The organism is Roseococcus pinisoli (assembly GCF_018413645.1).
Taxonomy (GTDB): Bacteria; Pseudomonadota; Alphaproteobacteria; order Acetobacterales; family Acetobacteraceae; genus Roseococcus; species Roseococcus pinisoli.
The window spans coordinates 1,748,752-1,770,447 of the sequence record NZ_JAHCDA010000001.1; the positions used below are offsets into that span (position 1 = coordinate 1,748,752).

Annotated in this window: 21 protein-coding genes; 10 read left to right on the forward strand and 11 right to left on the reverse strand. The window is 71.5% G+C overall.

Annotated elements, in window-relative coordinates; translation table 11 throughout:
• Window positions 1–75 precede the first annotated feature (75 nt).
• Window positions 76–1,755 (forward strand): energy-dependent translational throttle protein EttA, encoded by a 1,680-nt coding sequence (gene ettA, locus KHU32_RS08565; RefSeq protein WP_213669565.1) that lies wholly within the window; start codon window positions 76–78, stop codon window positions 1,753–1,755.
• 15 nt (window positions 1,756–1,770) lie between these two features.
• Complete coding sequence (locus tag KHU32_RS08570; protein ID WP_213669566.1) at window positions 1,771–2,292, forward strand: GNAT family N-acetyltransferase; 522 nt, start codon at window positions 1,771–1,773, stop codon at window positions 2,290–2,292.
• A gap of 15 nt (window positions 2,293–2,307) precedes the next feature.
• Here the strand turns inward: KHU32_RS08570 and KHU32_RS08575 are convergent, their stop codons facing one another.
• From KHU32_RS08575 to KHU32_RS08595, 5 genes are all read right to left on the reverse strand, one after another.
• On the reverse strand, window positions 2,308–4,386 hold the full coding sequence (locus KHU32_RS08575) for a DNA/RNA helicase domain-containing protein (RefSeq protein ID WP_213669567.1): 2,079 nt from the start codon (window positions 4,384–4,386) through the stop codon (window positions 2,308–2,310).
• Entirely contained in the window at window positions 4,383–5,261 is an 879-nt protein-coding gene (locus KHU32_RS08580) for a DMT family transporter (RefSeq protein WP_456315939.1), read from the reverse strand. Before KHU32_RS08580 ends, KHU32_RS08575 begins: the two co-directional genes overlap by 4 nt.
• Window positions 5,262–5,264: 3 nt before the next feature.
• Window positions 5,265–6,413 (reverse strand): GNAT family N-acetyltransferase, encoded by a 1,149-nt coding sequence (locus KHU32_RS08585; RefSeq protein ID WP_213669569.1) that lies wholly within the window; start codon window positions 6,411–6,413, stop codon window positions 5,265–5,267.
• A 91-nt stretch (window positions 6,414–6,504) separates the two neighbouring features.
• Window positions 6,505–6,978 (reverse strand): RidA family protein, encoded by a 474-nt coding sequence (locus KHU32_RS08590; RefSeq protein ID WP_213669570.1) that lies wholly within the window; start codon window positions 6,976–6,978, stop codon window positions 6,505–6,507.
• 124 nt (window positions 6,979–7,102) lie between these two features.
• Complete coding sequence (locus KHU32_RS08595; protein ID WP_213669571.1) at window positions 7,103–8,602, reverse strand: TSCPD domain-containing protein; 1,500 nt, start codon at window positions 8,600–8,602, stop codon at window positions 7,103–7,105.
• 137 nt (window positions 8,603–8,739) lie between these two features.
• Here KHU32_RS08595 and KHU32_RS08600 point away from each other — a divergent pair, with 137 nt between their 5' ends.
• From KHU32_RS08600 to KHU32_RS08615, 4 genes are read left to right on the forward strand one after another with little or no spacing between them, the layout of a single operon-like run.
• Entirely contained in the window at window positions 8,740–9,093 is a 354-nt protein-coding gene (locus KHU32_RS08600) for an NADH-ubiquinone oxidoreductase subunit NDUFA12 family protein (RefSeq protein ID WP_213669572.1), read from the forward strand.
• A 52-nt stretch (window positions 9,094–9,145) separates the two neighbouring features.
• Window positions 9,146–9,670 (forward strand): outer membrane lipid asymmetry maintenance protein MlaD, encoded by a 525-nt coding sequence (mlaD, locus tag KHU32_RS08605; RefSeq protein WP_213669573.1) that lies wholly within the window; start codon window positions 9,146–9,148, stop codon window positions 9,668–9,670.
• Window positions 9,667–9,879, forward strand: a complete 213-nt coding sequence (locus KHU32_RS08610) for a hypothetical protein (protein ID WP_213669574.1) — start codon at window positions 9,667–9,669, stop codon at window positions 9,877–9,879. The genes mlaD and KHU32_RS08610 overlap by 4 nt, the downstream gene beginning before the upstream one ends.
• On the forward strand, window positions 9,876–10,238 hold the full coding sequence (locus tag KHU32_RS08615) for a DUF2155 domain-containing protein (RefSeq protein ID WP_213669575.1): 363 nt from the start codon (window positions 9,876–9,878) through the stop codon (window positions 10,236–10,238). The genes KHU32_RS08610 and KHU32_RS08615 overlap by 4 nt, the downstream gene beginning before the upstream one ends.
• Window positions 10,239–10,265: 27 nt before the next feature.
• Here KHU32_RS08615 and KHU32_RS08620 read toward each other — a convergent pair whose 3' ends face one another.
• The 5 genes from KHU32_RS08620 to KHU32_RS08640 are packed head-to-tail and all read right to left on the reverse strand — an operon-like array spanning window position 10,266 to window position 15,204.
• Window positions 10,266–10,865, reverse strand: coding sequence for an alkylhydroperoxidase domain protein (locus KHU32_RS08620; protein WP_213669576.1), 600 nt, complete (start codon window positions 10,863–10,865; stop codon window positions 10,266–10,268).
• 14 nt (window positions 10,866–10,879) lie between these two features.
• A complete protein-coding gene (locus KHU32_RS08625; RefSeq protein WP_213669577.1) occupies window positions 10,880–11,461 on the reverse strand; it encodes a CMD domain protein in 582 nt (193 codons plus the stop codon).
• A gap of 25 nt (window positions 11,462–11,486) precedes the next feature.
• Window positions 11,487–12,515, reverse strand: a complete 1,029-nt coding sequence (locus KHU32_RS08630) for a putative FMN-dependent luciferase-like monooxygenase (RefSeq protein WP_213669578.1) — start codon at window positions 12,513–12,515, stop codon at window positions 11,487–11,489.
• A 55-nt stretch (window positions 12,516–12,570) separates the two neighbouring features.
• The gene (locus tag KHU32_RS08635; RefSeq protein ID WP_213669579.1) at window positions 12,571–14,202 is read right to left on the reverse strand and encodes an ABC transporter substrate-binding protein; all 1,632 of its coding nucleotides are present in this window, start codon (window positions 14,200–14,202) and stop codon (window positions 12,571–12,573) included.
• Window positions 14,203–14,220: 18 nt separating this feature from the next.
• A complete protein-coding gene (locus KHU32_RS08640) occupies window positions 14,221–15,204 on the reverse strand; it encodes an aminotransferase class IV (RefSeq protein WP_249680633.1) in 984 nt (327 codons plus the stop codon).
• Window positions 15,205–15,314: 110 nt separating this feature from the next.
• Here KHU32_RS08640 and KHU32_RS23435 point away from each other — a divergent pair, with 110 nt between their 5' ends.
• The 4 genes from KHU32_RS23435 (at window position 15,315) to KHU32_RS08660 (ending at window position 20,167) form a co-directional block, all read left to right on the forward strand.
• Window positions 15,315–16,313 carry a GlxA family transcriptional regulator gene (locus KHU32_RS23435; protein WP_213669581.1) on the forward strand — a complete coding sequence of 333 codons (999 nt, stop codon included), beginning with the start codon at window positions 15,315–15,317 and terminating at the stop codon, window positions 16,311–16,313.
• A gap of 73 nt (window positions 16,314–16,386) precedes the next feature.
• On the forward strand, window positions 16,387–17,325 hold the full coding sequence (locus KHU32_RS08650) for a 2-hydroxyacid dehydrogenase (RefSeq protein WP_213669582.1): 939 nt from the start codon (window positions 16,387–16,389) through the stop codon (window positions 17,323–17,325).
• 138 nt (window positions 17,326–17,463) lie between these two features.
• The gene (locus KHU32_RS08655; RefSeq protein WP_347265520.1) at window positions 17,464–18,717 is read left to right on the forward strand and encodes an MFS transporter; all 1,254 of its coding nucleotides are present in this window, start codon (window positions 17,464–17,466) and stop codon (window positions 18,715–18,717) included.
• Window positions 18,718–18,976: 259 nt separating this feature from the next.
• Window positions 18,977–20,167, forward strand: a complete 1,191-nt coding sequence (locus KHU32_RS08660) for an MFS transporter (protein WP_213669583.1) — start codon at window positions 18,977–18,979, stop codon at window positions 20,165–20,167.
• A gap of 40 nt (window positions 20,168–20,207) precedes the next feature.
• On the opposite strand, the gene KHU32_RS08665 is transcribed toward KHU32_RS08660, so the two are convergent.
• The gene (locus tag KHU32_RS08665; RefSeq protein ID WP_213669584.1) at window positions 20,208–21,629 is read right to left on the reverse strand and encodes an FAD/NAD(P)-binding protein; all 1,422 of its coding nucleotides are present in this window, start codon (window positions 21,627–21,629) and stop codon (window positions 20,208–20,210) included.
• Window positions 21,630–21,696 lie beyond the last annotated feature (67 nt).

Genomic DNA, 21,696 nt, shown 5'->3' on the forward strand with positions numbered 1-21,696 from the left:
CCCGCCCAAGCTTTCCCCCCCGGCCCACAGGGGGTAGAAGCGCCCCACGTTTCCAGCACTGAGGCTCCGCGCGCCATGCCCGCTTACCAATACGTCTATGTCATGAAGGACCTCACCAAGTCCTATCCGGGCGGTCGCGAGGTTTTCAAAGGCATCACGCTCTCCTTCCTGCCGGACGTGAAGATCGGCGTGCTGGGCCCGAACGGCGCCGGCAAGTCCACGCTGATGAAGATCATGGCCGGCATGGACAAGGATTTCGGTGGCGAGGCCTGGGCGGCCGAGGGCGCGCGCGTGGGCTATCTCGCGCAGGAGCCGCAGCTCGACCCGACCAAGAACGTCGGCGAGAACGTGCGCGCGGCCTTCGCCACGCTCGAGGCGCAGCTGAAGCGCTTCAACGAGATCTCCGAGCGCTTCATGGAGGAGATGACCGAGCAGGAGATGAACGATCTCCTCGCCGAGCAGGGCACCCTGCAGGAGGCCATCGACGCCGCCGACGGCTGGGAGCTCGACCGCCGCGTGGACATCGCGCTGGACGCGCTGCGCTGCCCGCCCGCGGAATCCTCGGTGGAGCATCTGTCGGGTGGCGAGCGGCGCCGCGTGGCCCTGTGCCGCCTGCTGCTCGAGAAGCCGGACCTCCTGCTGCTCGACGAGCCGACCAACCACCTGGATGCGGAAAGCGTCTCCTGGCTCGAGCACACGCTGCGCGACTATCCCGGCGCCGTGCTGATCGTGACCCACGACCGCTACTTCCTCGACAACGTGACCAACTGGATCCTCGAGGTCGATCGCGGCCGCGGCTTCCCCTACCAGGGCAACTACTCCGCCTACCTCGAGCAGAAGCGCAAGCGCCTCGAGCAGGAGAACCGCGAGGACACGGCCCGCATCCGCACGCTGGCGGCGGAGCAGGAGTGGATCGGGCGCAGCCCCTCCGCCCGCCAGGCCAAGAGCAAGGCGCGTATCTCCCGCTACGAGGAGCTGCTGGAGCAGAGCCAGGACCGGGGCCTGGGCGAGGTTGAGATCCTCATCTCGCCGCCGCCGCGCCTCGGCAACATCGTCATCGAGGCCGAGGGCCTGCGGAAGGCCTATGGCAACCGCCTGCTGATCGACGACCTGACCTTCAAGCTGCCCCCCGGCGGCATCGTCGGCGTCATCGGCCCGAACGGCGCCGGCAAGACCACGCTGTTCCGCATGATCACCGGCAACGAGACGCCGGATGCCGGCACGCTGAAGGTCGGCGATTCCGTGCGCCTCGGCTATGTCGACCAGTCGCGCGACAGCCTGGATGACAACAAGACCGTCTGGCAGGAGATCTCGGGCGGCGACGACCAGATCAACATCGGCAAGCGCAGCATCGCCTCGCGCGCCTATACCGCCGCCTTCAACTTCAAGGGCAGCGACCAGCAGAAGCGCGTGGGCGTGCTCTCGGGCGGCGAGCGCAACCGCGTGCACCTCGCGAAGATGCTGTCGGTGCCGCACAACGTCCTGCTGCTCGACGAACCGACCAACGACCTCGACGTCGATACGCTGCGCGCGCTCGAAGAGGCGCTGATGGAATTCGCCGGCTGCGTGGTGGTCATCAGCCACGATCGCTGGTTCCTGGATCGCCTGGCGACGCACATCCTGGCCTTCGAGGGCGACAGCCACGTCGAGTGGTTCGAGGGCAACTTCCAGGCCTACGAGGCCGACAAGAAGCGACGTCTTGGTGCCAACGCGGATCAGCCCCATCGGATCAAGTACCGGCCCCTCGTCCGGTAGCGGGGAGATGTCGACATGCATGGCCTGATGTCCTCGCCGCGGACGATCGCCACGGCGCGGCTCTCGCTCCTGCCTCCAGGGCGGGAGCAGCTGCCGGAACTCATCCGCCTGAAGACCGACGAAGCCGTCTTCGGCTTCATGCTGCACGGCACGCGCTCGGCCGAGCGCGTGCGCGAGGAGCTGGAGGACGACATCGCCTTCTGGCAGGTGCGCGGCTACGGCACCTGGAGCGTCTTCCTCCGGGAATCCGGCGATTTCCTGGGCATCGCCGGGCTGATGGAACGGCCCGACGGGCGCGGCGTCGCCGTTCGTTTCGCGCTCTGGCCGGCCTGCCGCGGCAAGGGCTATGCGCGGGAGGCCGCACGGGCGGCGCTCGATTTCGGCCATGCGGCGGGGCTCGGCCGCATCATCGGCGTGGCGCGGGAGACCAACCACGCCTCGCGCGCGGTGCTGATGGATATCGGCATGCGGGAATGCGACGAGTTCGAGAATCGCGGCCATCGCATGATCGTCTATGAGAGCTTCGCGCCCGCCTGAGTCAGGCTTTGGGCGTCAGGTCTCGGCGGCCAGGGCGAAGTGAAGAGCCGGCCGGGCGACAGGCTCGGCCGGGACCGTGGGCGCCAGCGGCCGTGCGCCGCAATCGAGAAGATGTCGCGCGATCCGATCCATCTCAGCGCTTGGCCGGGTCGGGTCATGGAAGGGATCGTCCTCGGCGCTGCCGGGGGGTACCCAGATCACCGTCTCGTAGCGCGCCCGGGTCAGCAGGACGCGATAGGTGTTCCTGACGAACTCGATTTCTTCCGCGGCCTTTACGGCCTGCCAGCCGCGTCCGGCGAAACGCCGGCATCCCCATCCCTGGCTGGCCCGCATCAGATCGCCGCCCCAGGCCAGGCCCACGGCATCCAGCTCCAGCCCCTGGCAGGCATATTCCGTCGCGCAGACTTCCAGCGCATCCGAGGCGCGGACATCCGGCCAGCGTTCCAGGAACCAGGCGACCGGCTCCTCAGTTCCGACGAGCTGGGCATCGAAGCCCTCGGCTCGCAGGCGACGCGCGCCGGAGGAGCGGACGAAGCCCGCCCGCCGCAGCCCCGGCGTCATGTCGCGCAGCGCGGCGCGCGCGGCAGTCAGCGAGCGCGTCACGAAATAGGGAACCCCGCCGGCCTCGGCGGCGATGCGTGCGGCCAAGGGGGCATCGTTGCGGAGAGCCGCATCCACCCAGGCCGCGCCGGCCGTGGAGCGCACGCTGCGGATCGGCACGGTCAGGTCCAGGGCATCGTCAATGCTGAGCCAGGGAGCCGGGCCTTCGCTGAGCCGCTGCGCCGGCTCCGGCGAGGAAAGCGCCCGGGACGCGGCCACCGCGCGCCATCCCGGTGAGGCCGCGATGACGCGGCCCCATTCGGCGAGCCCGGCCTCGCCGGTATTGATCTCCTGCCCCTGGCCGATGAGCGCCACGATCGCGGTGAAGCCGTCATGCCGCGCCATGATGGCGAGGGCGTGGGCGGGCTCGCTCAGCGTGAGGACGCTCTTGCGGCGCTGCGTGTCGCGGCCGGCCTGCGCCGCGTCCCAGGCGCGCTGCGCTTCGTCGAAGACGATGACGCGTTCGGCCGGAGGGGCGGCGGCATGCGCATTATCCGCCAGGAAGCGATGCACGTTCTGCAGCGCCTGCGAAGTCTCGTGCCGGGCCTGGCGCAGCCTTCCGCTGCGCGAGCGGCGATCGGGATCGTTGCTGGGGCCGATGGCCAGATCGATGCCCGCGCGGTCGCAGGCCAGCGCCTCCCGCAGCACCGCGACCAGCGGCGCATTGCCGGTGAGGAAAGCGGTTCCCTCGCGGCGGGCCTCGCCGAAGACGATGTTGAGGCCGCAAAGGGTTTTCCCTGCCCCCGGCACGCCGGTGACGAAAATCACCACCCGTTCCTGTTCTGCGCGGGCGGTTTCGAGGGCACGGAGGATGGCGGCGGTGGTGGCACCCAGATTGTCGGTATCCGCCCGGGCCTCGGCGATGTCGGCCACGCTGTTCCGCGCGAAGAGCCGGGCCGCGGCCTCCACGATGGTGGGCACCGGCTTGTAGCTGGCGTCCAACCACGCCTGGCCGCGGAGCGGACGTACCGGGGCGGGCAGCGCGTCATGCAGCGCGGCGAGCCTTTGGCCGAGATTGACGGCATTGGCCTGCGCGACCGGCGCGACGCCGCCGATCGGCAGGCCGAACTGGAGCGGCGCGACGCGGGCGGCCTGGGTCAGGACCAGGACCGGCAGGATGGGATGGCCGCGGCTCTGCGCGTGAAAGTCCCAGAGATCCTGGGCGTAGTCCTCGACCTGGGCGAGCATGGCCGGGGTCACGCTGCCCTGGCCGACCTTGAACTCCAGAACGAAGATGGCGCGTTCGGTGAGCAGCACGGCATCGATGCGCCGCTCGAGGCGCAGCATGTCGTATTCGAGCGCGAGGGTGGCGCCCTGCCAGCGCGGCGCGGACAGCACCTCCTGCAGCAGCGCGACCTCGGCCTCCCAGGCACGAAGCTGGGCGGGCTCGCCGGCGAGCCGGCGCGACATCTGCGCCGCGGCCAGGCTGGCCGCGATGTTCTGCGGCGAGCGCTGGAGCAGCTCTCCCACCGTCATCGACAGCCAGGCCCTCATGCCGTTTTCCGCGGCCAGGTCGCGAGCATCACGCTGGCCATCATCAAGGTGAAGCCGGCGAGGTGGACGGCGCCGAAACTCTCGCCGAGGAAGAGCACCGCCGTCACCGCGGCGGTCGCCGGCAGGAAGGCGGTGAAGACGCCGGCGACCCCGGCCGGGACGCGCTCCAGCCCTTTGTACCAGAGCAGCAGGCACAGCACGCTCGCGGTCAGGGAGTGGAAGAGCATCAGCCCGAGCATCGCGGGATCCGCCAGCGCGGCCGTCGCGCCTAGGCCGGGCGCCGCGAAGGGTAGCAGGACGAGCGCGGAAAAGGCCTGCATCCACAGCGAGGCCGTGATCACCGGCACGGCGCCGACGATGCGCTTGGCGAGCAGGACGTAGATCGCCTCGCCGCCGACGCCGAGGAAGATGAGGAAGTTCCCCAGCACCGAGCCATGCCCGCTCGCATCCAGCCGCGCCAGGGTGATCGCGGCCATGCCGAAGCCGGCCAGCGCCGCCGCCGCCCACTGGCGGCCGGACAGCCGCTCCCGCAGCCAGAGGAAACTGCCGATCGCCACCACCGCCGGCAGCGTCGCCAGCACCATCCCGCCCTCCAGCGCCGAAGTCAGCCGGAGTCCGGCCAGGAGGCCCGCATTGTAGATGGCGGTTCCGAACAAAGCCTGAAGGAAGAGGTTGCGCTTCGCCGACGGGGAGATCCGCACGCGCCCTTCCATCATGCGCGCCAGCGGCCAGAGCACCGCCACCGCCAGCACGCAGCGCAGGAAGGCGACGAGCGCGATGGGCAGCGCCTCGGCCAGGACCTTGGCGACGGCGACATTCGCGCCGACCAGCATCATCGAAAGCGCGAGTTGCGCGTAGGCGAAGCGAAGGGAAATGGTTCAGCCCTCGTCGTCGTGCCGATAGGGGGACAGCGTCGCCAGGTCTTCCATGCGCTCGCGGATCGCCGTGCGCTCGGCCTCCAGGAATTCCGCCACGGCGCGGGAGAGGCCGCGATGGGCGATGAGATGCGCGGAATAGGTGGGGGCCGGCAGGTAGCCGCGCTGGATCTTGTGCTCGCCCTGCGCCCCGGCCTCCACGCGGCCGATGCCGTGCTCGATGGCGAAGTCGATGGCGCGCAGGTAGCAGAGCTCGAAATGCAGGAAGGGCACTTCCTCCTCGCAGCCCCAGTTGCGGCCGTAGAGCGCCTCGTCGCCCAGCAGGTTCAGCGCGCCGGCGACGGGCGTGCCCTCGCGCTCGGCCCACATGAGCACCACGCGGTCGCCCAGCCGCTCGCCGAGCAGGGGGAAGAAGGACCTGGTCAGATAGGCGCCGCCCCAGCGGCCATCCACCGTGTTGCGGTAGAAGCGGTAGAAGGCCTGCCAATGCGCGGGCGTGATCTCGGCGCCGCGCAGCGTGCGCAGGGTCAGGCCGCTTTCCGCAACCGACCGCCGCTCGCGCCGCAGGGCCTTGCGCTTGCGGCTGCTGAGCGCGTTCAGGAAATCGTCGAAATCCTTGTAGCCGTGATTGTGCCAGTGGAACTGCAGGCCGAGGCGCTGCAGCCAGCCGGCCTCGCCGAGCGCGTGCCACTCCTCCTCGGTGCAGAAGGTGACATGGACGGAGGAGCACTCGATGGCCTGCATGGCCTGGGCGAGGCCCTGCGCCAGCGCCGCGACGGGAATTCCCGGGCGCCGCAGCAGCCGCGGGCCGGGGACCGGGCTGAAGGGCACGGCCACCTGCAGTTTGGGATAATAATGCCCGCCCGCGCGCTCATAGGCATCGGCCCAGCCATGGTCGAAGACGTATTCGCCCTGGGAATGCGACTTGGCGTAGCAGGGCGCGCAGGCCACGATCTGGCCGCCGGCGTCGCGCAGCGCCGCATGCTGCGGCAGCCAGCCGGTCTTGGTCGAGACGCTGCCGCTATCCTCGAGCGCCGAGAGGAAGGCGTGGGAGACGAAGGGATTGTCGCCCGCGCAGGCGTCCCAATCCGCCGCCGGAATTTCGGCGATGGCCCGGTGCAGCGAGAGGGTGAGCTCGGGGAGGGAGTCCATTGCCCCGATTATGGGCCCGGTCGCCGGAAAAAGCAGGCCATCCCCTGGTGGGAGATGGCCGCTTGTCCTTCGCCGGAGGCCCGGCTTCCGCTCAGCCCGCGGCGCGGAGCTCGAGGATCGCCTCGACCTCGACCGCGGCGCCGCCCGGCAGGGCCGCCACGCCGACCGCGCTGCGCGCATGCCGTCCGGCCTCACCGAAGACCTCGACCGCGAGGTCCGAGGCGCCGTTGATCACGGCCGGCTGATCGCCGAAGCCCGGGGCGGAGTTCACGTAGCCGGTGACGCGCAGCACGCGGGCGATCCGGTCGAGGTCGCCGCCGGCCGCCGCCTTGGCCTGCGCCAGGATCGACAGCATGCAGTTCTTCGCCGCGGCCTGGGCGTCCTGCACCGAGACGGCATCGCCGACCTGGCCCACCGGGAAGATCTTCCCGTCCTTCCGCGGCACCTGGCCCGAGATGTAGACAGTCGTGCCCGTGACGGTGAAGGGCACGTAGTTCGCGATCGGGGCGGTGGCCTCGGGCAGCGTCAGGCCGAGCTCGGAGAGGCGGGCTTCGATCTTGGACATGCGGAAATCCTTTCTGGAACGCGGCCCGCGAAGCCGGGGCCGCCGAGGCAAGGGGGGCGTCGCGAAGGACGCCACCCCATCCGGGCCACCCAGGCTGGGCGCCCCGATTCGAAAAATGCCGGCTCTAGGCGACGATGCGCAGGTGCCGCCCCTTGGGGGCGACGGCCGGCAGGTCGAGCGGCAGCAGGGGCGACTGCTCGATCGCGCGGGCGGCGCTGTCGGGCGCGACGTCCTCGGCCTCGGGCTGGGGCAGCGCGCCGCCGAGATAGTCGATGGCCAGCCGCCGGAAGGCCCAGTCGAGCACCGAGGTGGCGCGGGGGATGTCCGGATCGCCCTCCACCAGCCCGGCCGGGCCGAAGCGGGTATAGGCGAACGCATCCACGTAGTCGGCCAGGGGCACGCCGCGGGCGAGCCCGGTCGAGACGGCCTGGGCGAAGGCGTCCATCAGGCTGCGGTAGTTGGCGCCTTCCTTCGAGAGGCTGAAGGCGATCTCGCGCAGCGCGCCATCCTCCTCGGCCGTGCGCAGCGCGACCTTATGGCCGCCGACCGAGACATGCAGGGTCTGGCCGGCCTGGCGGCGCAGGGCGGGACGCGGCGCGGGCGCCGGGCGCGGGGCGGCGGGCGCGGCCACCGGGGCCGGCGGGGCCGCATGCAGGAAGGGCGAGACGACGGCCATCATGGCTGTCCGCGCGCGTTCGCTGACCGGACCGAGCAGCGCGGGGACCCGGGCCTGCGGCGCACGCAGCGCCGCGCGGGTCGGCACGTCCACGATGCCGGCCTCGGTCTCCACCGTGCGGGTGGCGCCGGGGGCAGGGGCGATCCCGGCCGTCTCGGCACCGAGGAGGGCTTCGGTCGCATCGGCCGGCGCCAGCGCGACCAGTCCGATATGGCGCAGACCGGGGGCGGCGGCGGCCGAATCGAGCGCCGCGCGGGCTGCGGCGGCAAGGCCGGGCAGGGGGGTGGAGGCGGGAGGCGTCGGCCAGATCAGCGCCACGGGCTCGCGCGCGCCCAGCCGGGCCGCGAGGCGGCCGCTCTGCGACTCGGCGGCGCCGCGGGTCAGCGCCGCGATGCCGGCCGCCACCTGGCGCGCCTCGGTGCTGTCATAGACGAGATCGAGCATGGCCAGCAGGCCGGCGAGGTCGGCGAAACCCAGCCGAAGCCGGGCGGATTTCCCGCCGGTCACGGCTTCCAGGAACATCACGCCCAGGGCGCAGGCCTCGGCATAGCCCTCGAGGTCGAAGGCGCCGTCGGGCTCGAGGAAGGCGGGCAGGTTCAGCACGAAGCGCGGCTCGGCGCGGGCATCGCCACGCCAGGTCTCGGCACCCGGGCTGCCGCGGCGGCTGAGCAGCAGCGCGCGCCAGCCTTCGGCCAGATGCGCGGCCTCCTTCGGCCCCAGCAGGCCGGACTTCTCGCCCCGCGCCAGGGCGCGGGCGATCCACGACTCGGCCGCGCGCGGCAGATTGGCCGGGCCCGCACCGGGGGCGAGGGCGGCCAGCGCGGCGGCGGCTTCCTCCTCCCAGTTGGCGGGCAGCGCCAGGGCGCGCGGCGGCGCGTCGGGGTCCGCGCCGATACGGGTGCGCCGAAGCGCCACCCCTTCCCACAAGGTTCCGTCGAGACGTGCCATGGGAGGGAGCCTAGCGAGAGGCGCTTCTCAGGTGAAGCCGCATGATGTGGCCAGCTGACGAATCAGCCACAACATCTTGTGGAAAACTTGCGGCGCGCCCGCCTTTTCCGCGAGGCGATTTCGTGCGATGCTGGGGCATGTCGTTCCTGCAGCTTCTCTCCACCAAGTTCACGGCCCGCAAGGTCGGTCGCGACGACGTCGGCAACACCTATTACGAGAGCCGCCGTCCGGATCCGATCTATGGCCGCCCGCGCCGTACGGTGGCGCTGGCCCGCGGCTCGGACAGCTCGATCGTGCCGCCCGAGTGGCATGCCTGGCTGCATCACACCACCGACGCGCCGCTCGACGGGCCGAAATACGCCTGGCAGAAGCCGCACCAGCCGAACCTGACGGGCACGCCGATGGCGTGGCGCCCGAAGGGGCACGACTATGCCGGCGGCCAGCGCCGGGTGACGGGCGGCGACTACGAAGCCTGGACGCCGGGCGCCTGAGGCGCCATCTCTCCCGTGATGGCAGGGATGGGCTGATGAGGATTTCTCACGCATGAAGGGCCGCAGCATCGCCGAGGTCGCCACGGGCGCCGTGGTTCTGGCCGCCGCCGGGGCTTTCCTGGTCTATGCCGTCGTGCATGCCGGCCGCACGCCGCAGACCGGCGGCATCGCGCTCTCGGCGCAGTTCGACCGCATCGACGGCCTGAACGACGGCGCGGATGTGCGGATCGGCGGCGTGAAGGTCGGCTCCGTCACGGATCTGCGCATCGATCCGCGCAGCTTCCAGGCCGAGGTCACGCTTCGCGTCCGCTCGGACCTGGCGCTGCCGGCCGACAGCTCGGCCGAGGTGACCTCCGAGGGGCTGCTGGGCGGTAAGTACATCTCCATCGTCCCTGGCGGCAGCGATACCCTGCTGCGCAATGGCGGCCGCATCACCGAGACCCAGGGCTCGGTGAGCCTGGAGAGCCTGCTCGGCCGCTTCATCTTCTCGGTGACGCAGATGAACTCCGCCAGCGCCGCACCCGGCGGCGCTGCCCCCGCCCCCGCAGCTCCGGGCGGCGCGGCGCCCGCGCCGTGACCGCCGTGCCGACCATCTGGCCCGGTGCCGATGGCGAGCCCGTCTCCTGCCGCGAGAAGGTCAAGGTGCTGAACGAGAACCACGCCGAGGCGGAGCAGATCCTGCGCGACGCCTTCGAGGACGCCGTGCTGATGGGGGTCGACGAGGCCGCGATGCGCCGGATCCTCACCGAGATGGTGGCCGGCCTGCCGAGCCCGAGGCGCCGATGATCCGCGCAGCTCTGCTGGCGCTGCTGCTGGCCCTGCCCGGCGTCGCGAGCGCGCAGGAATGGACGCCGCGCCGCACGGCCGAGATCCAGGCGCTCGACAAGGTGAATGCCCGCGTCCTGACGCTGACCGCCACGGTGGGCGAGCCCGCGCGCTTCGGCACGCTGACGATCCTCGTCCAGGCCTGCCATGCCCGCCCGGCCGACGAGGTGCCGGATGCGGCCGCCTTCATGGAAATCACCGACGAGCGCAGCGCCCCCGGCGCCGGCCCGGTGTTCCGCGGCTGGATGTTCGCCGACGCGCCCGCGGTGAACATGTTCGAACATCCGGTCTACGACCTGCGCATCCTCAGCTGCCGCTGAGGGCCGGTTGCCCGGCCCCGCCGGGGATCAGGGCAAGGCGGGCTCGCCGAGCGAAAGCATCAGCCGGTTGGCCCAGTTGAAGAAGGCGGCGGACTGGATGACGTCCGCGATGGCGAGATCATCCAGCCCATCGGCGCGCAGGCGCGCGACATGCTCCGGCCCGAGGGCCAGCGGCGTCTCCGTCAGCGCGACCGAGGCCGCGACCACCGCATTCCAGCTCTCGCCGAGATCCGTCCCCACGCCCTCGGCCAGCAGCCGGTCCACGTCGGCCTCGCGCTTCGAATAGGTGGCGGAGAAGCGCGCATGCACCGAGGCGCAGTAGACGCAGCCGTTGAGGCGGGACACTGCGGTGGCGGCAAGCTCGCGCTCGGCGCGCGGCAGGCCGGCATTGGTGTTGTAGAAGATGTCCTTGTCGGCGCGGGTGCGCGCCTCGAGCGCATCGGGGTCGCGCGCCAGCAGCCGGAAATAGGGCGACTTGATCCGCACGGCGTCGACCAGCGCCAGGCGATGCCGCTCCGTCATCTCCTCGGGCGCCATCGGCTCCAGCCAGGGCAACCAGTCGACCTGGGCGCGGGTGAAGGCGACGGGCACCGTATGCGCGGGCGGGGTGAGGGTGGTGTCGGGCATGGGGCTCTCCTCGGTCAGGATGCGCGGCGCAGCACGCGAAAGCCCGCGACCACCCGGATCTGGAAGGACAGGAAGGAGACGATCTGCGACAGGGTGACGACGTCCGTCGTCGTCCAGCCGGCGGCGAGCATGGCGGCCAGGGTGTCCGGCCCGGCATCGCGCGGGTGGTAGACCAGCATATGCGCATGGGCGAAGGCGGCGGCGAGGCGCGGCCCCAGGGCGGAGGTGGTCGCGGCGTCGACCGCATAGGCGGGGCCCGCCTTGTCCTCGCGGCTCAGCGGGCCGGCCGGAAAGGCGCCATAGGGGCCATGGGTGCGGGTCTGGGCGACCGCCGACTCCACGGCTTCACGCAGTCCGCCAGGGGGCAGGCCCTCGCCGTAGAAGGCGGCCGTCTCGGCCTCGCCATGCAGCCCCACGACGTAGAAGGCGAGGGCGAAACGCTCGGCGGAGGTCACGCCGCCCGCATCAGCGGGGGTGAAAAGCGCCTCGTAGCTCTTCTGCGCATGGGTTCGTGCCTCGGGCCGCTGCGCGCGGATCCCGTCCAGCGGCGAGCCCGGCGTGATGCCGACGAGCCTGTCGATCACATCGACGGTCATGTTGGTTCCTCCCTCTCCGGCCAGGTCAGGCGACCTGGCGCATTCCCTCGGCGTCGCGGCGCCAGCCGAATTCCGGCGCCACCTTCTCGGCCACCAGTTCGATGGACCGCAGGATGAAGGCGTGCGGCGGGTCGATGGAATGGACCTGCACCGCGAAATCCGTGGAGCGCGCCAGCGCGCTGTCCTGCCTGAGCGAGGCGACCACCGCCTCGACCGTGCCGAGATGCACGTCCATCGAGGCGATGAGCGAGGTGGTGCTGGCGCTCCCCCTGGCGCGGCCGAGGCCGACCAGCCGCCGGTGGTAGCGCTGCAGCCCGCTCTCCGCGAAGCGAAGGGCGTCGGCCGCCTCGTCCGCGACGAAGACGGTGCGCGAGGCGAGGATGCGCGGGGCGCGGCCCGGCGGCAGCGCCGCCAGATAGGCATCGATCATCGGATTCTGGATATCGGACAGCGTGAGGCCGGGCTGGTCGGCCGGGCGCGGCTGCGTGCGGGAGAGCAGCAGCCCGTCCCCGGCGGCGCCGGCCCGCCGCGCGCCTTCGACCGTGAAGGTCGCCTGCCAGATCCGATCCGGCAGGCTGGCCGGCGGCGGCGGATACAGCTGGTCGCCGCCTGGCAGGGCCTGGCCGGCGAGCGCGTCCCGCAGCGCCTGTGTATGGGCCGCGAAGATCGGCCCGCGATCGGTGCTGTCCAGGCCGAAGGCCCGGAAGGCCGAGAAATTGCCGCCCGGCCCGATTCCGAGCTCGAGCCGGCCGTTGCTCATCAGGTCCAGCACGACGGCGTCCTCGGCCACGCGGAGCGGCAGCTCCAGCGGCAGGGTGACGATGCCGGTGCCCAGGCGGATCCGCGAGGTCCGCGCCGCAAGATGGCCCAGGAAGACGAAGGGCGCGGGCAGGCCGCCCTCGTCCTCGTGGAAGTGGTGCTGGGCGATCCAGGCCGAGTCGAAGCCGCAGCGCTCGGCATGGACGATCTGTTCCGTGGCCAGCCGGTAGCGCTCGGCCGCCCCCACCTCGTCCAGGAGACGCGTGAAGAAGCCGAGGCGGGGAGGGCTGCTCATTCGGCCATACTAGGCAGCCCTCGCGGCCCCCGCCCAGATGGCTGCGCGAAAGGCGCTAGGCGGCCGCAAGGTCGATGTTCCACATGACCGTGACCGGCGCCTGCACCAGCCCCTGCACCTGCCGGCGATGCACGATCGGCCGCACGTATTGGCCGAGCAGCGCGGCCGGAACCAGCCGCGCCGCCTCCACCTGCATGCGCTCCACGAGCTGCCGCCGGCGGGCCGGGTCGGCTTCGCGCAGCCAGGCCTCCCGTGTGTCGAACAGGGCCGGGTCGCAGGCCCAGCCGGCATAGCCGCTGCCGTCGCAGGGCGTGGAGAGCAGGAAGTTCGAGGCCGGGCTGTCCAGCTCGAAGGCGAAGGCCTGCATGGGGAACATGTTCCAGCCGCCCTGGGCCGGCGGTTCGCGACGGTTGCGGCGCGCCATCATGGAGGCGAAGTCCGAGAATTGCAGGTCCACGGTGAAGCCGGCCTCGCGCATCTGCCCGGCCGTGACGGTGGCGATGATCCGCAGGATGTCGTTGTCGCCCGGCGCGATGAAGACCACCGGCGTCCCGTCATAGCCAATGGCGCGCAGCAGGCGCCGGGCCTCGTCCCGCTCGGCCCCGCGCAGCGCTTCCGTGGCCGCCTGGCTTTCGTTGGCGCCGCCGCAGCCGAAGTAGCTGTGGCATTCCCGCAGGCCATAGGCCTCGTCGGCGCCCGCGGCCCGGACGATATCCGTCTGCCGGACGGCGAGCTGCAGCGCGCGGCGCGCCTCCGGCCGGTCGAAGGGCGGGTGCAGGAAGTTCATCCGGGCGAAAGGCACCCAGCCCTGGGGATTGGTGGTGGCGACGACGACGTCCCGCCGGCCGCGCAGCGTCGGCAGCAGGTCGAGCGGCGGGGCGGAGCAGATGTCGAGCTCGCCGCGCTGCACGGCCGCGAAGGCGGTGGCGGCATCGGGCATCGCCATCCATTCCACGCGGTCGATCTTCACGTCCTTGCCGCCGGACAGGTAGGAGGCCGGCTCCGCGCGCGGGCGATAGGCGGCGTTGCGCTCATAGACCAGGCGATAGCCCTGCCGATGCTCCTCCTTCACGAAGCGGAAGGGGCCGGAGCCGACGATCTCGGCCACCGGGCGGTTGGCATCCCCCCGCGCCTCGCGCTCCCGCATGATGAAAAGCGCGGAGGAGGTCGGCTTCGCCAGGGCCTCGAAGAGGAAGGGCGTGGCGGTGTCGAGGCGGAGGCGGAAGGTCCGGGCATCCACCGCCTCGGTCTTCAGGCCGAGCGTGGCGAGCTGGCGCCCCGCCGTGTCGCGCGTGGCCCAGCGCGCGATCGAGGCCAGCACATCGGCCGAGGTCACGGGCGAGCCGTCGTGGAAGGCGAGGCCCTCGCGCAGGCGCATGGTCCAGGCGGCGTGGCCCGGATCGGCCTCCACGCTCTCCACCATCTGCGGCTGCGGGCGGAACTGCGCGTCCAACGAGAAGAGCGTGTCGTAGACGAGGTAGCTGTGCTCCTGCGTGACCAGGAGGGGGCTGACCACGGGGTCCAGCGTCGTCGGCTCGGTGGAGGCGGCGAAGCGGATGACCTTGGACCGCGCCCCGGCGGCAGATTGGGCGGCGGCGGGCAGGGCGGCGGCCATCGGCAGGGCGCCGAGCCCCGCCAGCGCGGCGCGCCGGCCCAGGCCCGCCGCCGCGTTGTCCTCTCGTTGCATGGTCCGTTTCCTGCCGGTCTATCTGGGGGAGGGGATGAAGGCGCGGCCCGCGGCACGCAGCTCGGGCGCCTCGGGGTCGGTGCCGTCCTCGGGATAGGGGACGGGCGTCGTCTCGGCGGGATCCGCGTGGCGCGCCCAGTAGAATTCGCGCAGGGCCATGGAGACGGGGCCCGGCGCGCCATTGCCGAGGATGCGGTCCTCGATGCGGACGACGGGCATCACGCCGCCGGCGGTGGTGCAGGTCAGGATCTCGTCGGCGTCGAGCAGCTCCTCGCGCGAGACGGGGCGCACTTCCGTTGGAATGCCGCGCTCGGCGCAGATGTCCAGGACGGTGCGGCGGGTGATGCCCTCCAGCGCGCCGGCATCGGGCGTGATGACGCGCCCGTCGCGCACGATGAAGACGTTGAAGCCCGGCCCCTCCGCCACGCTGCCGTCGGGCGCGAGCAGGATCGCCGTGTCGGCGCCGCGGTCATAGGCCTCGAAGAGGCTGCGATCGAGGTCGAGCCAATGGTAGTTCTTCACGGTGGGATCGACGGATTCCGCGCCGATGCGCGGGATCGAGCTGATGATGGCGCTGATGCCGCTGGCCTGGCGCTCGGGCGGGACGACCCACACGAAGGGCACCGCATAGACGATCAGCTTGTTGCGGCAGAGCCTGAGGTCGCGCGAGCCCTGCGGCGGCCGCCCCCGGGTGCAGAGCATCGCCACGAAGGAATCGCGCAGCCCCGACCGCGCGACGCACTCCAGCAGCACCTGGCGCAGCCCCTCGCGGTCGAGGCCCGGGCTCATGCGCAGCGCGGCCATGGAGGCCATGAAGCGGTCGAGATGATGCTCCAGCCGGAAGAAGCGGCCGTCCCACACATGCACCACGTCGTAGGTGACGTCGGAGCGGGAGAAGCCGTAGTCGAAGACCGAGACCTTCGCCTCTTCGGCCGGTACGAAGGCCCCCTCGACCCAGGCGATACCGCGATAGGCCGTCTGCACGCTGGTTGCCTGATCCATTCCCATTCTCCTGTCTGATGGCGGCAGCCTAGGAGGGGCGTCCCCCCTTCTACTTGACGAAACCGGCGGCAGATCTGACAGATTCGGCGGTCCGCCGAAGGAGCCGGTCCGTGGCCCGCATCGCCCTGCTCGTCATTCCGCCGGTGACGGACCTGGATTTCGCGCTCTGCCACGGCCTCCTGCGCGTGGCCGGGCTCTTCGCAACGGCCCCGCCCGAGATCGTCGTGTTGACGGCGACGGGCGGGCCGGTCCCCTGCATCAACGGGCGGATGGTCGAGCCGACCCAGGCCGAGGCGCCGGCCGGCCTGCCGGACGTACTGCTCATCCTTTCGAACCTCCGCTCGCCGCGGGCCTCCTGGCAGCGGGTCAGGCCGTGGATCGCGAAGGTCGCGCGGCACGGCGCGCTGATCGGCGGCGCTGACTACGGCACGCAGATCATGGCCGCCTGCGGCCTGCTCGACGGCCATGTCGCGACGACGCACTGGGACATCGGCGAGGCGATGCGGGAGGAATTCCCGCGCATCCGCTTCGTCGAGACCCTGCGCGTGCGCGATCGCCAGCGCCTCACCTGCGCGGGGCACCTCGCCTGGACCGAGGTGGTGCTGGAGGTGATCGGCGAGCTTTGCGGCGAGGATGTCCGCCGCCTCGTCGCGCTGGAGATGCTGGCGCCGCCTCCGCGCGAGGCCGCGACGCCCCAGCGTGTGGGCGCCGCGACCGAGGTGCGCGCCGCGCGCGACCCGCGCTTCCTGCGGGCCGTCGCCCTCATGGAGGAGCGGATCGAGAATCCGCTGCCCATCGGGGCCATCGCGGCGCAAGCCGGCCTTTCCGCGCGGCAGCTGCATGCGGTGTTCCTGCGCGAGGCCGGGCGGGCGCCGCGCGACCTCTACCTGGACCTCCGGCTCGACCGGGGGCGGACGCTGCTGCGCTTCTCGCCGCTGAGCGTGGTGGAGGTGTCGCTCGCCTGCGGCTTCGCCTCCGCGACGGCTTTTGCGCGCACCTTCCGGGGCAGGGCCGGGATGTCGGCGCGGAAGTACCGCGCGCTCTACGCCAATCGCCTCGCGCCCGTCCTGGCGGGCAGGTTTCGCCTGGGCAGGGTACCGACGGATTGACGGGCCGGGCCGGGCCGCCGAGGCTGGGCCGCTCCGCGCCTAGGGCGCCCGACACCATCCTGAGGCCGAAAACTTGAGCATCCTTCTGATCGGTTCCCTCGACGCCGAAGAATACGCGGAATGGCGCCAGCACATCCTGGCGCACCTTCCCGCCGGCGAGGAACTCGTCCTGGCCGGCGAGCCGCATGATCCGGCGGCGGTGGAAGTCGCGCTCGTCGCCAATCCGCCGCACGGCACGCTGGCGCGCTATCCGCGGCTGGGCTTCGTGCAGAGCCTCTGGGCCGGCGTGGACCGGATGCTGTCAGACCCCGAGCTGCCGCGGAAGCTGCCCATCGCCCGGCTGGTCGATCCCGCGTTGACGCAGGCGATGATGGAATGCGCGCTGGCCGGCGTGCTGTTCCTGCACCGCCAGCTTCCCGCCTATGCCCGCCAGCAGGCCGGGGCCGAGTGGCGCCAGCTGTCCCAGCCCCTGGCGAGCCAGCGGCGGGTGGGCGTGCTCGGCCTGGGCGAGCTCGGCAGCGCCGCGGCGCGCGGGCTTTCAACGGTGGGCTTCAAGGTTTCGGGCTGGAGCCGCAGCTCGCGCGAGGTGGCCGGCGTGAGCTGCCTCAGCGGCGCGGAGGGCTTCGACCGGCTGGTCTCGGAGGCCGAGATCCTCGTGAACCTGCTGCCGCTGACGCCGCAGACGGCCAATGTGCTGGACGCGAAGCTCTTCGCGCGTCTGCCGCGCGGCGCCGGCGTGGTGAACCTGGCGCGCGGCGGCCATCTGGTGGAGGAGGACCTCCTCGCCGCGCTCGAGAGCGGCCAGGTCAGCCACGCGGTGCTGGACGTTTTCCGGCAGGAGCCGCTGCCGGCCAGCCACGCCTTCTGGCAGCACCCGCGCATCACGGTCCTGCCGCATGTCGCCGCCTATAGCGAGCCGAGCACGGCCTCGCGGATCGCGCTGGAGAATGTCGCGCGGTTCCGCAGCGGTCAGCCGCTGACGGCGCTGGTGGATCCGGGCCGCGGCTACTGACGGCCGGGCGTCGTGCCGGCTGCCTCGGGCGGCGGCGCGCGGCCCTCTTCTCCCTTCCTGTGAACCCGGAGGAAACGTGACCGGAAAATCCTGGTCCGCCGCGCCGATCCGGGCGCGCGCGGTTGAAGGCGTGCCGGCGTGAGCCAGACCCCCCGCCCGTCCATGCTCGCGCCCTTCGCCATCCGCAGCTACCGCTTCCAGTGGCCCGCGGATCTCGCGACCTCCTGGGCCTTCGAGATGGAGACGCTGATCCTGGGCTGGTTCATCCTGGTCGAGACCGGCTCCGTCCTGCTGCTGACGCTCTTCGCCTCCCTGCAGTTCGGCGGCACGCTGATCGCGCCGGCCTTTGGCCTGGCCGGGGACCGGATCGGCCATCGCAACGTGATCGTGCTGATGCGCCTGCTCTATGCGCTGCTGGCCGTCGTGCTCACGGTGGTCATCCTTTCCGACGGGCTCACGCCGGTCCTGGCCCTGGTGGTCGCGGGCATCGCCGGCATGGTGCGCCCCTCGGACATGAACGTCCGCAACGTGATCATCGGCGAGACCATGCCGGCCGACCGCCTGATGAGCGCGGTCGGGCTTTCGCGCATCACCACGGATTCCGCCCGTGTCGCCGGCGCCATCGCCGGGGCGGGCATGGTCGCGGCGGTGGGGATGGGGCAGGCCTATATCGTCGTGGTCCTGCTCTATCTGCTGGGCGCCCTGCTCACGCTGGGCGTGGCGAAGCGAAGCGTGGAGGCCGCCTCGGCGGCGCGGGCGCAGCCCTTCGCCCCGCTCCAGGGCCTGCGCGACGCCGCCCGCGCCGTGTGGGAGGCGCCGCCGCAGCTTGCCGCCATGGTCCTGGCCGTGCTGGTGAACCTCGCGGTCTTCCCCTTCACCATCGGCCTGCTGCCCTATGTGGCGCGGGAGGTCTATGGCGCGACCCAGGCCGACCTCGGCTACATGGCCGCCGCCGTTGGCATTGGCGCCATCGCCGCCTCGCTCATTGTCAGCCGGATGGGCACCTCGGTGCGGGCGGCGCGCATGATGGTGATCTTCTGCTTCGTCTGGCACGCCATGGTCATCGCCTTCGGGCACACGACGAGCCTGGAGGCCGGCCTGATCCTGCTGGTGCTGACCGGCCTGGCCCAGGGCCTCTGCACCCTGCCCATGTCGGTGCTGCTGCTGCGCGGCGCGCCGCCGGCGCTGCGCGGGCGGATCATGGGCATGCGGACGCTGGCGATCTACGGCCTGCCGGTCGGCCTGCTCGTCGCGGGGCCGCTCATCGAGCGGATCGGCTTCGCGGGGACGGCGACGCTCTATGGAGGCTTGGGTGCTGCCTGCACCCTGGCCGTGCTCCTCTACTGGTGGTCGGACCTCTGGCCCAAGCATGCGCCGAGCAACGGCGGGTAAAACGGCTTTTCTCCCAAAGGAGAGGGAGAGGCAGAAAATTTGTCCGATTATCCGGAGTAGGTCGTTTTCCGCGCGGCAGCTCAGCGTTTGGTCCTATGGACCGGTCTGGACTTTCCCTCGCTTGATGATTTGATCCGTAATGCGCGCAAATCGCGAAGGTTCCATGACCAAGCCTCAACACGCCGCGCGTTCCCAATCACCGGAACGGGGCGATGCGCCGGGTGGAGGGGCTGACCAGCCCTCGACCTTGTCCGGTCGAATGAGACGCAACCTCTTCCTGCTCGCCTGCTGCCAGGCGATCGGGCAGTCGAGCAATACGCTCATGTTCTCGGCCACGGCGCTGTCGGTCATCACCTTCTACCCGGACCGCGACCTCGCGACGCTGCCCATCACCATGCAGCATCTCGGCGTCATGCTCTGGGTCTTCCCGGCCGCCATGCTGATGCAGCGCCGGGGGCGGCGCTTCGGCTTCCGGATCGGATCGCTCTTCGGCATGGCCGGGTCGGCGGTGGCCGGGACCGGTCTCTACCTGGCGAACCTTCCGCTGATGTGCGTCGGCGGGGCGCTGCTCGGCTATGCGGTCGCGAGCCTGCAGATGTACCGCTTCGCGGCGGTGGAACTCGTGCCTTCCGGCTATCGCGCCAAGGCCATCTCCTGGGTGACGGCCGGCGGCGTCGTGGCCGCGATCGTCGGCCCCGGCATCGCCCGGCTGACCTACGACATGTGGATGCCGCTCTACCTCGCGACCTTCGCGAGCATGGTCGTCGTCCACCTCGTCGTCTTCACCATCATGTCCTTCATCGAGTTCCCCTCGCCGCAGCAGCAGGCGGCGGCCAGCGCTTCCGCGGCCCCGGTCGCCCCGCCGCGGCCGCTGCACGTCATCGCGACGCAGCCCCGCTACATCGCCTCGGTCATCGCCGGCATGGTGGCCTTCGGCACCATGTCCTTCCTGATGAGCGCCTCGCCCCTGGCGATCGTCGGCTGCGGCCTGCCGCATTCCGAGGCGCATTGGGTGATCTTCCTGCATGTGATGGGCATGTTCGTGCCGGCCTTCTTCACCGGAAACCTCATCACCCGCTTCGGCACCACGCAGGTGATGTTCTGCGGCATCGCGCTGCTGGCCTTCGGCGTCGTGGCGGCGGTGACCGGGCTGAGCGAGTGGCATTTCCGCACCGCGCTGATGCTGAACGGCGTGGGCTGGAACTTCCTGTTCGTCGGCGCGACCGCGCTCGTCACCACCTGCTACACGCCCAATGAGCGCGGCAAGGCCCAGGCGCTGAACGACTTCCTGATCTTCGGGACGACGGCCTCGGCCAGCTTCCTGGCGGGCATGCTCCAGGAACGCCTGGGCTGGGTGCAGCTGAACGCCTTCGCCCTGGTGTTGCTGGCCGTGGCGGTGGTGGCGGTCAGCTGGCTGCAGTTCCAGGGCCGGCGCCGGGTCGCGGCCTGAGGGAAACGGCGGTGACCGAACCGGCCGCCGCCATTCCCGGTCAGGAGGCCGCCGAGGCCATGAGCGGCGGTGCGACGGCGCTGACCGCGGCGAGGTGATCGGCCAGCACCTCGCATTGCCGGCGGATATCCGGCACGGCCGTCATCTCCCAGAAGGCGGCCCGGGTCACCGGCCCGATCGCGAAGACCCGGCGCGAGACCGCGCCATTCGCATCGCGCAGCGCGCAGGCCGAGGTGACGTCCAGGCCGAGGCGCAGGGCGTCCAGCCGCGCATGGCCGCTGGCCAGCAGGTCCCGCACCAGCGGATCGTCGAGGTGATCGTAGTCCCCGGCGGGGCCGGCGCAGTTCACGAGCCGCGCGGCCGTCAGCGTTTCCTCCACGCCGTCCTGGCGGCGGCAGAAGGTCACGGCCGCGCCGCCCGGGGCATCGGCGATGGTGCGCAGGTGGCCGGCATGGATGCGCAGCTGGCCGGAGGCGCGGGCCTCCTCGACCCTCCGGGCGACTGGGTTGGCCATGCGGTGGCGATGCACGTCCCACCAGGGGCGGAGATGGCGCAGGAAGCGCGATTTCTCCTCCAGCGTCATGGCCTGCCACAGATCCTGGGTCGAGGGCCGCAGCGCATCCACCACGGCGTGCCAGGATCCGCCATCGGCCAGACGCCGGCGCGCCTCCTGCCGGACCAGGCGCAGCAGCTCGGACATGTCGGTCGGCAGCGGCGGGATGGGGGAGGCCGGCAGCGGATCGGCCTGCGCCGGATGGGGGCGCGGCACGAGTCCTCGGCGCGAGACCGCATGGATCGGCCCGCGATGCCCGAGGTCCAGCAGCGAGACGACGCCGTCGATCATGCTCAGCGCGGTGCCGATCAGCAGCACCGGTGCCTCGGGATCGAGGCCGGTGAAGGCCTCCGGCGCCCAGGGGTCGGGTCGGTACCAAGGGCGGTCGGCGATGTCGGGATCGGAGCCTGGAGGCCGCCCGGGCGGAAAGTTCCCGACCGCCAGCGCCGCCAGCCCCGCGCGCAGCACGCGGCCATCGGCGAGATCCAGGGACAGGCTGTCGGGCTGCTTGCGCAGCGCCACGACCTCACCCCGGAGCAGCGTCAGCCGGCCGCCGCGCTCGGGGATGCTCCGCTCGACCTCGAGGAGGTGGCGCATGTACTGCCCGAAGAGGGCGCGCGGAACGAAGGAACCGGGGCTCACGCCGGATAGGGCAGGGTCGGCGGCGGCGCGCTGGCGCAGCCAGTCGATGAAGTCGTCGGGCCGGTCGCGGAAGGCGCTCATGCGCCCCGCCGGCACGTTCAGGAGGTGGTTGGGGTTTTCGGTCGAATAGGCCTGGCCACGGCCGAAGCCCCCGTTGCGTTCGATCAGCGTGACGCTCGTCGTCGCCGGACATCGCCGGAGCAGCTGAAGCGCCAGCAGCACACCGCTGAAGCCGGCGCCGATCACGGCGACAGTCTGCTGGTTCATATGGCTTTCCTGACCTGTTCTGTCGGGAAGCCTACCACATGGCGCCGGCGCGATTCGGGGAGCCCCG

Coding starts and splice junctions, on each gene's coding strand:
- ettA (WP_213669565.1), top strand. CDS start 76: ATGCCCGCTTACCAATACGTCTATGTCATGAAGGACCTCACCAAGTCC.
- KHU32_RS08570 (WP_213669566.1), top strand. CDS start 1,771: ATGCATGGCCTGATGTCCTCGCCGCGGACGATCGCCACGGCGCGGCTC.
- KHU32_RS08575 (WP_213669567.1), bottom strand. CDS start 4,386: ATGAGGGCCTGGCTGTCGATGACGGTGGGAGAGCTGCTCCAGCGCTCG.
- KHU32_RS08585 (WP_213669569.1), bottom strand. CDS start 6,413: ATGGACTCCCTCCCCGAGCTCACCCTCTCGCTGCACCGGGCCATCGCC.
- KHU32_RS08590 (WP_213669570.1), bottom strand. CDS start 6,978: ATGTCCAAGATCGAAGCCCGCCTCTCCGAGCTCGGCCTGACGCTGCCC.
- KHU32_RS08595 (WP_213669571.1), bottom strand. CDS start 8,602: ATGGCACGTCTCGACGGAACCTTGTGGGAAGGGGTGGCGCTTCGGCGC.
- KHU32_RS08600 (WP_213669572.1), top strand. CDS start 8,740: ATGTCGTTCCTGCAGCTTCTCTCCACCAAGTTCACGGCCCGCAAGGTC.
- mlaD (WP_213669573.1), top strand. CDS start 9,146: ATGAAGGGCCGCAGCATCGCCGAGGTCGCCACGGGCGCCGTGGTTCTG.
- KHU32_RS08615 (WP_213669575.1), top strand. CDS start 9,876: ATGATCCGCGCAGCTCTGCTGGCGCTGCTGCTGGCCCTGCCCGGCGTC.
- KHU32_RS08620 (WP_213669576.1), bottom strand. CDS start 10,865: ATGCCCGACACCACCCTCACCCCGCCCGCGCATACGGTGCCCGTCGCC.
- KHU32_RS08625 (WP_213669577.1), bottom strand. CDS start 11,461: ATGACCGTCGATGTGATCGACAGGCTCGTCGGCATCACGCCGGGCTCG.
- KHU32_RS08630 (WP_213669578.1), bottom strand. CDS start 12,515: ATGAGCAGCCCTCCCCGCCTCGGCTTCTTCACGCGTCTCCTGGACGAG.
- KHU32_RS08635 (WP_213669579.1), bottom strand. CDS start 14,202: ATGCAACGAGAGGACAACGCGGCGGCGGGCCTGGGCCGGCGCGCCGCG.
- KHU32_RS08640 (WP_249680633.1), bottom strand. CDS start 15,204: ATGGATCAGGCAACCAGCGTGCAGACGGCCTATCGCGGTATCGCCTGG.
- KHU32_RS08660 (WP_213669583.1), top strand. CDS start 18,977: ATGAGACGCAACCTCTTCCTGCTCGCCTGCTGCCAGGCGATCGGGCAG.
- KHU32_RS08665 (WP_213669584.1), bottom strand. CDS start 21,629: ATGAACCAGCAGACTGTCGCCGTGATCGGCGCCGGCTTCAGCGGTGTG.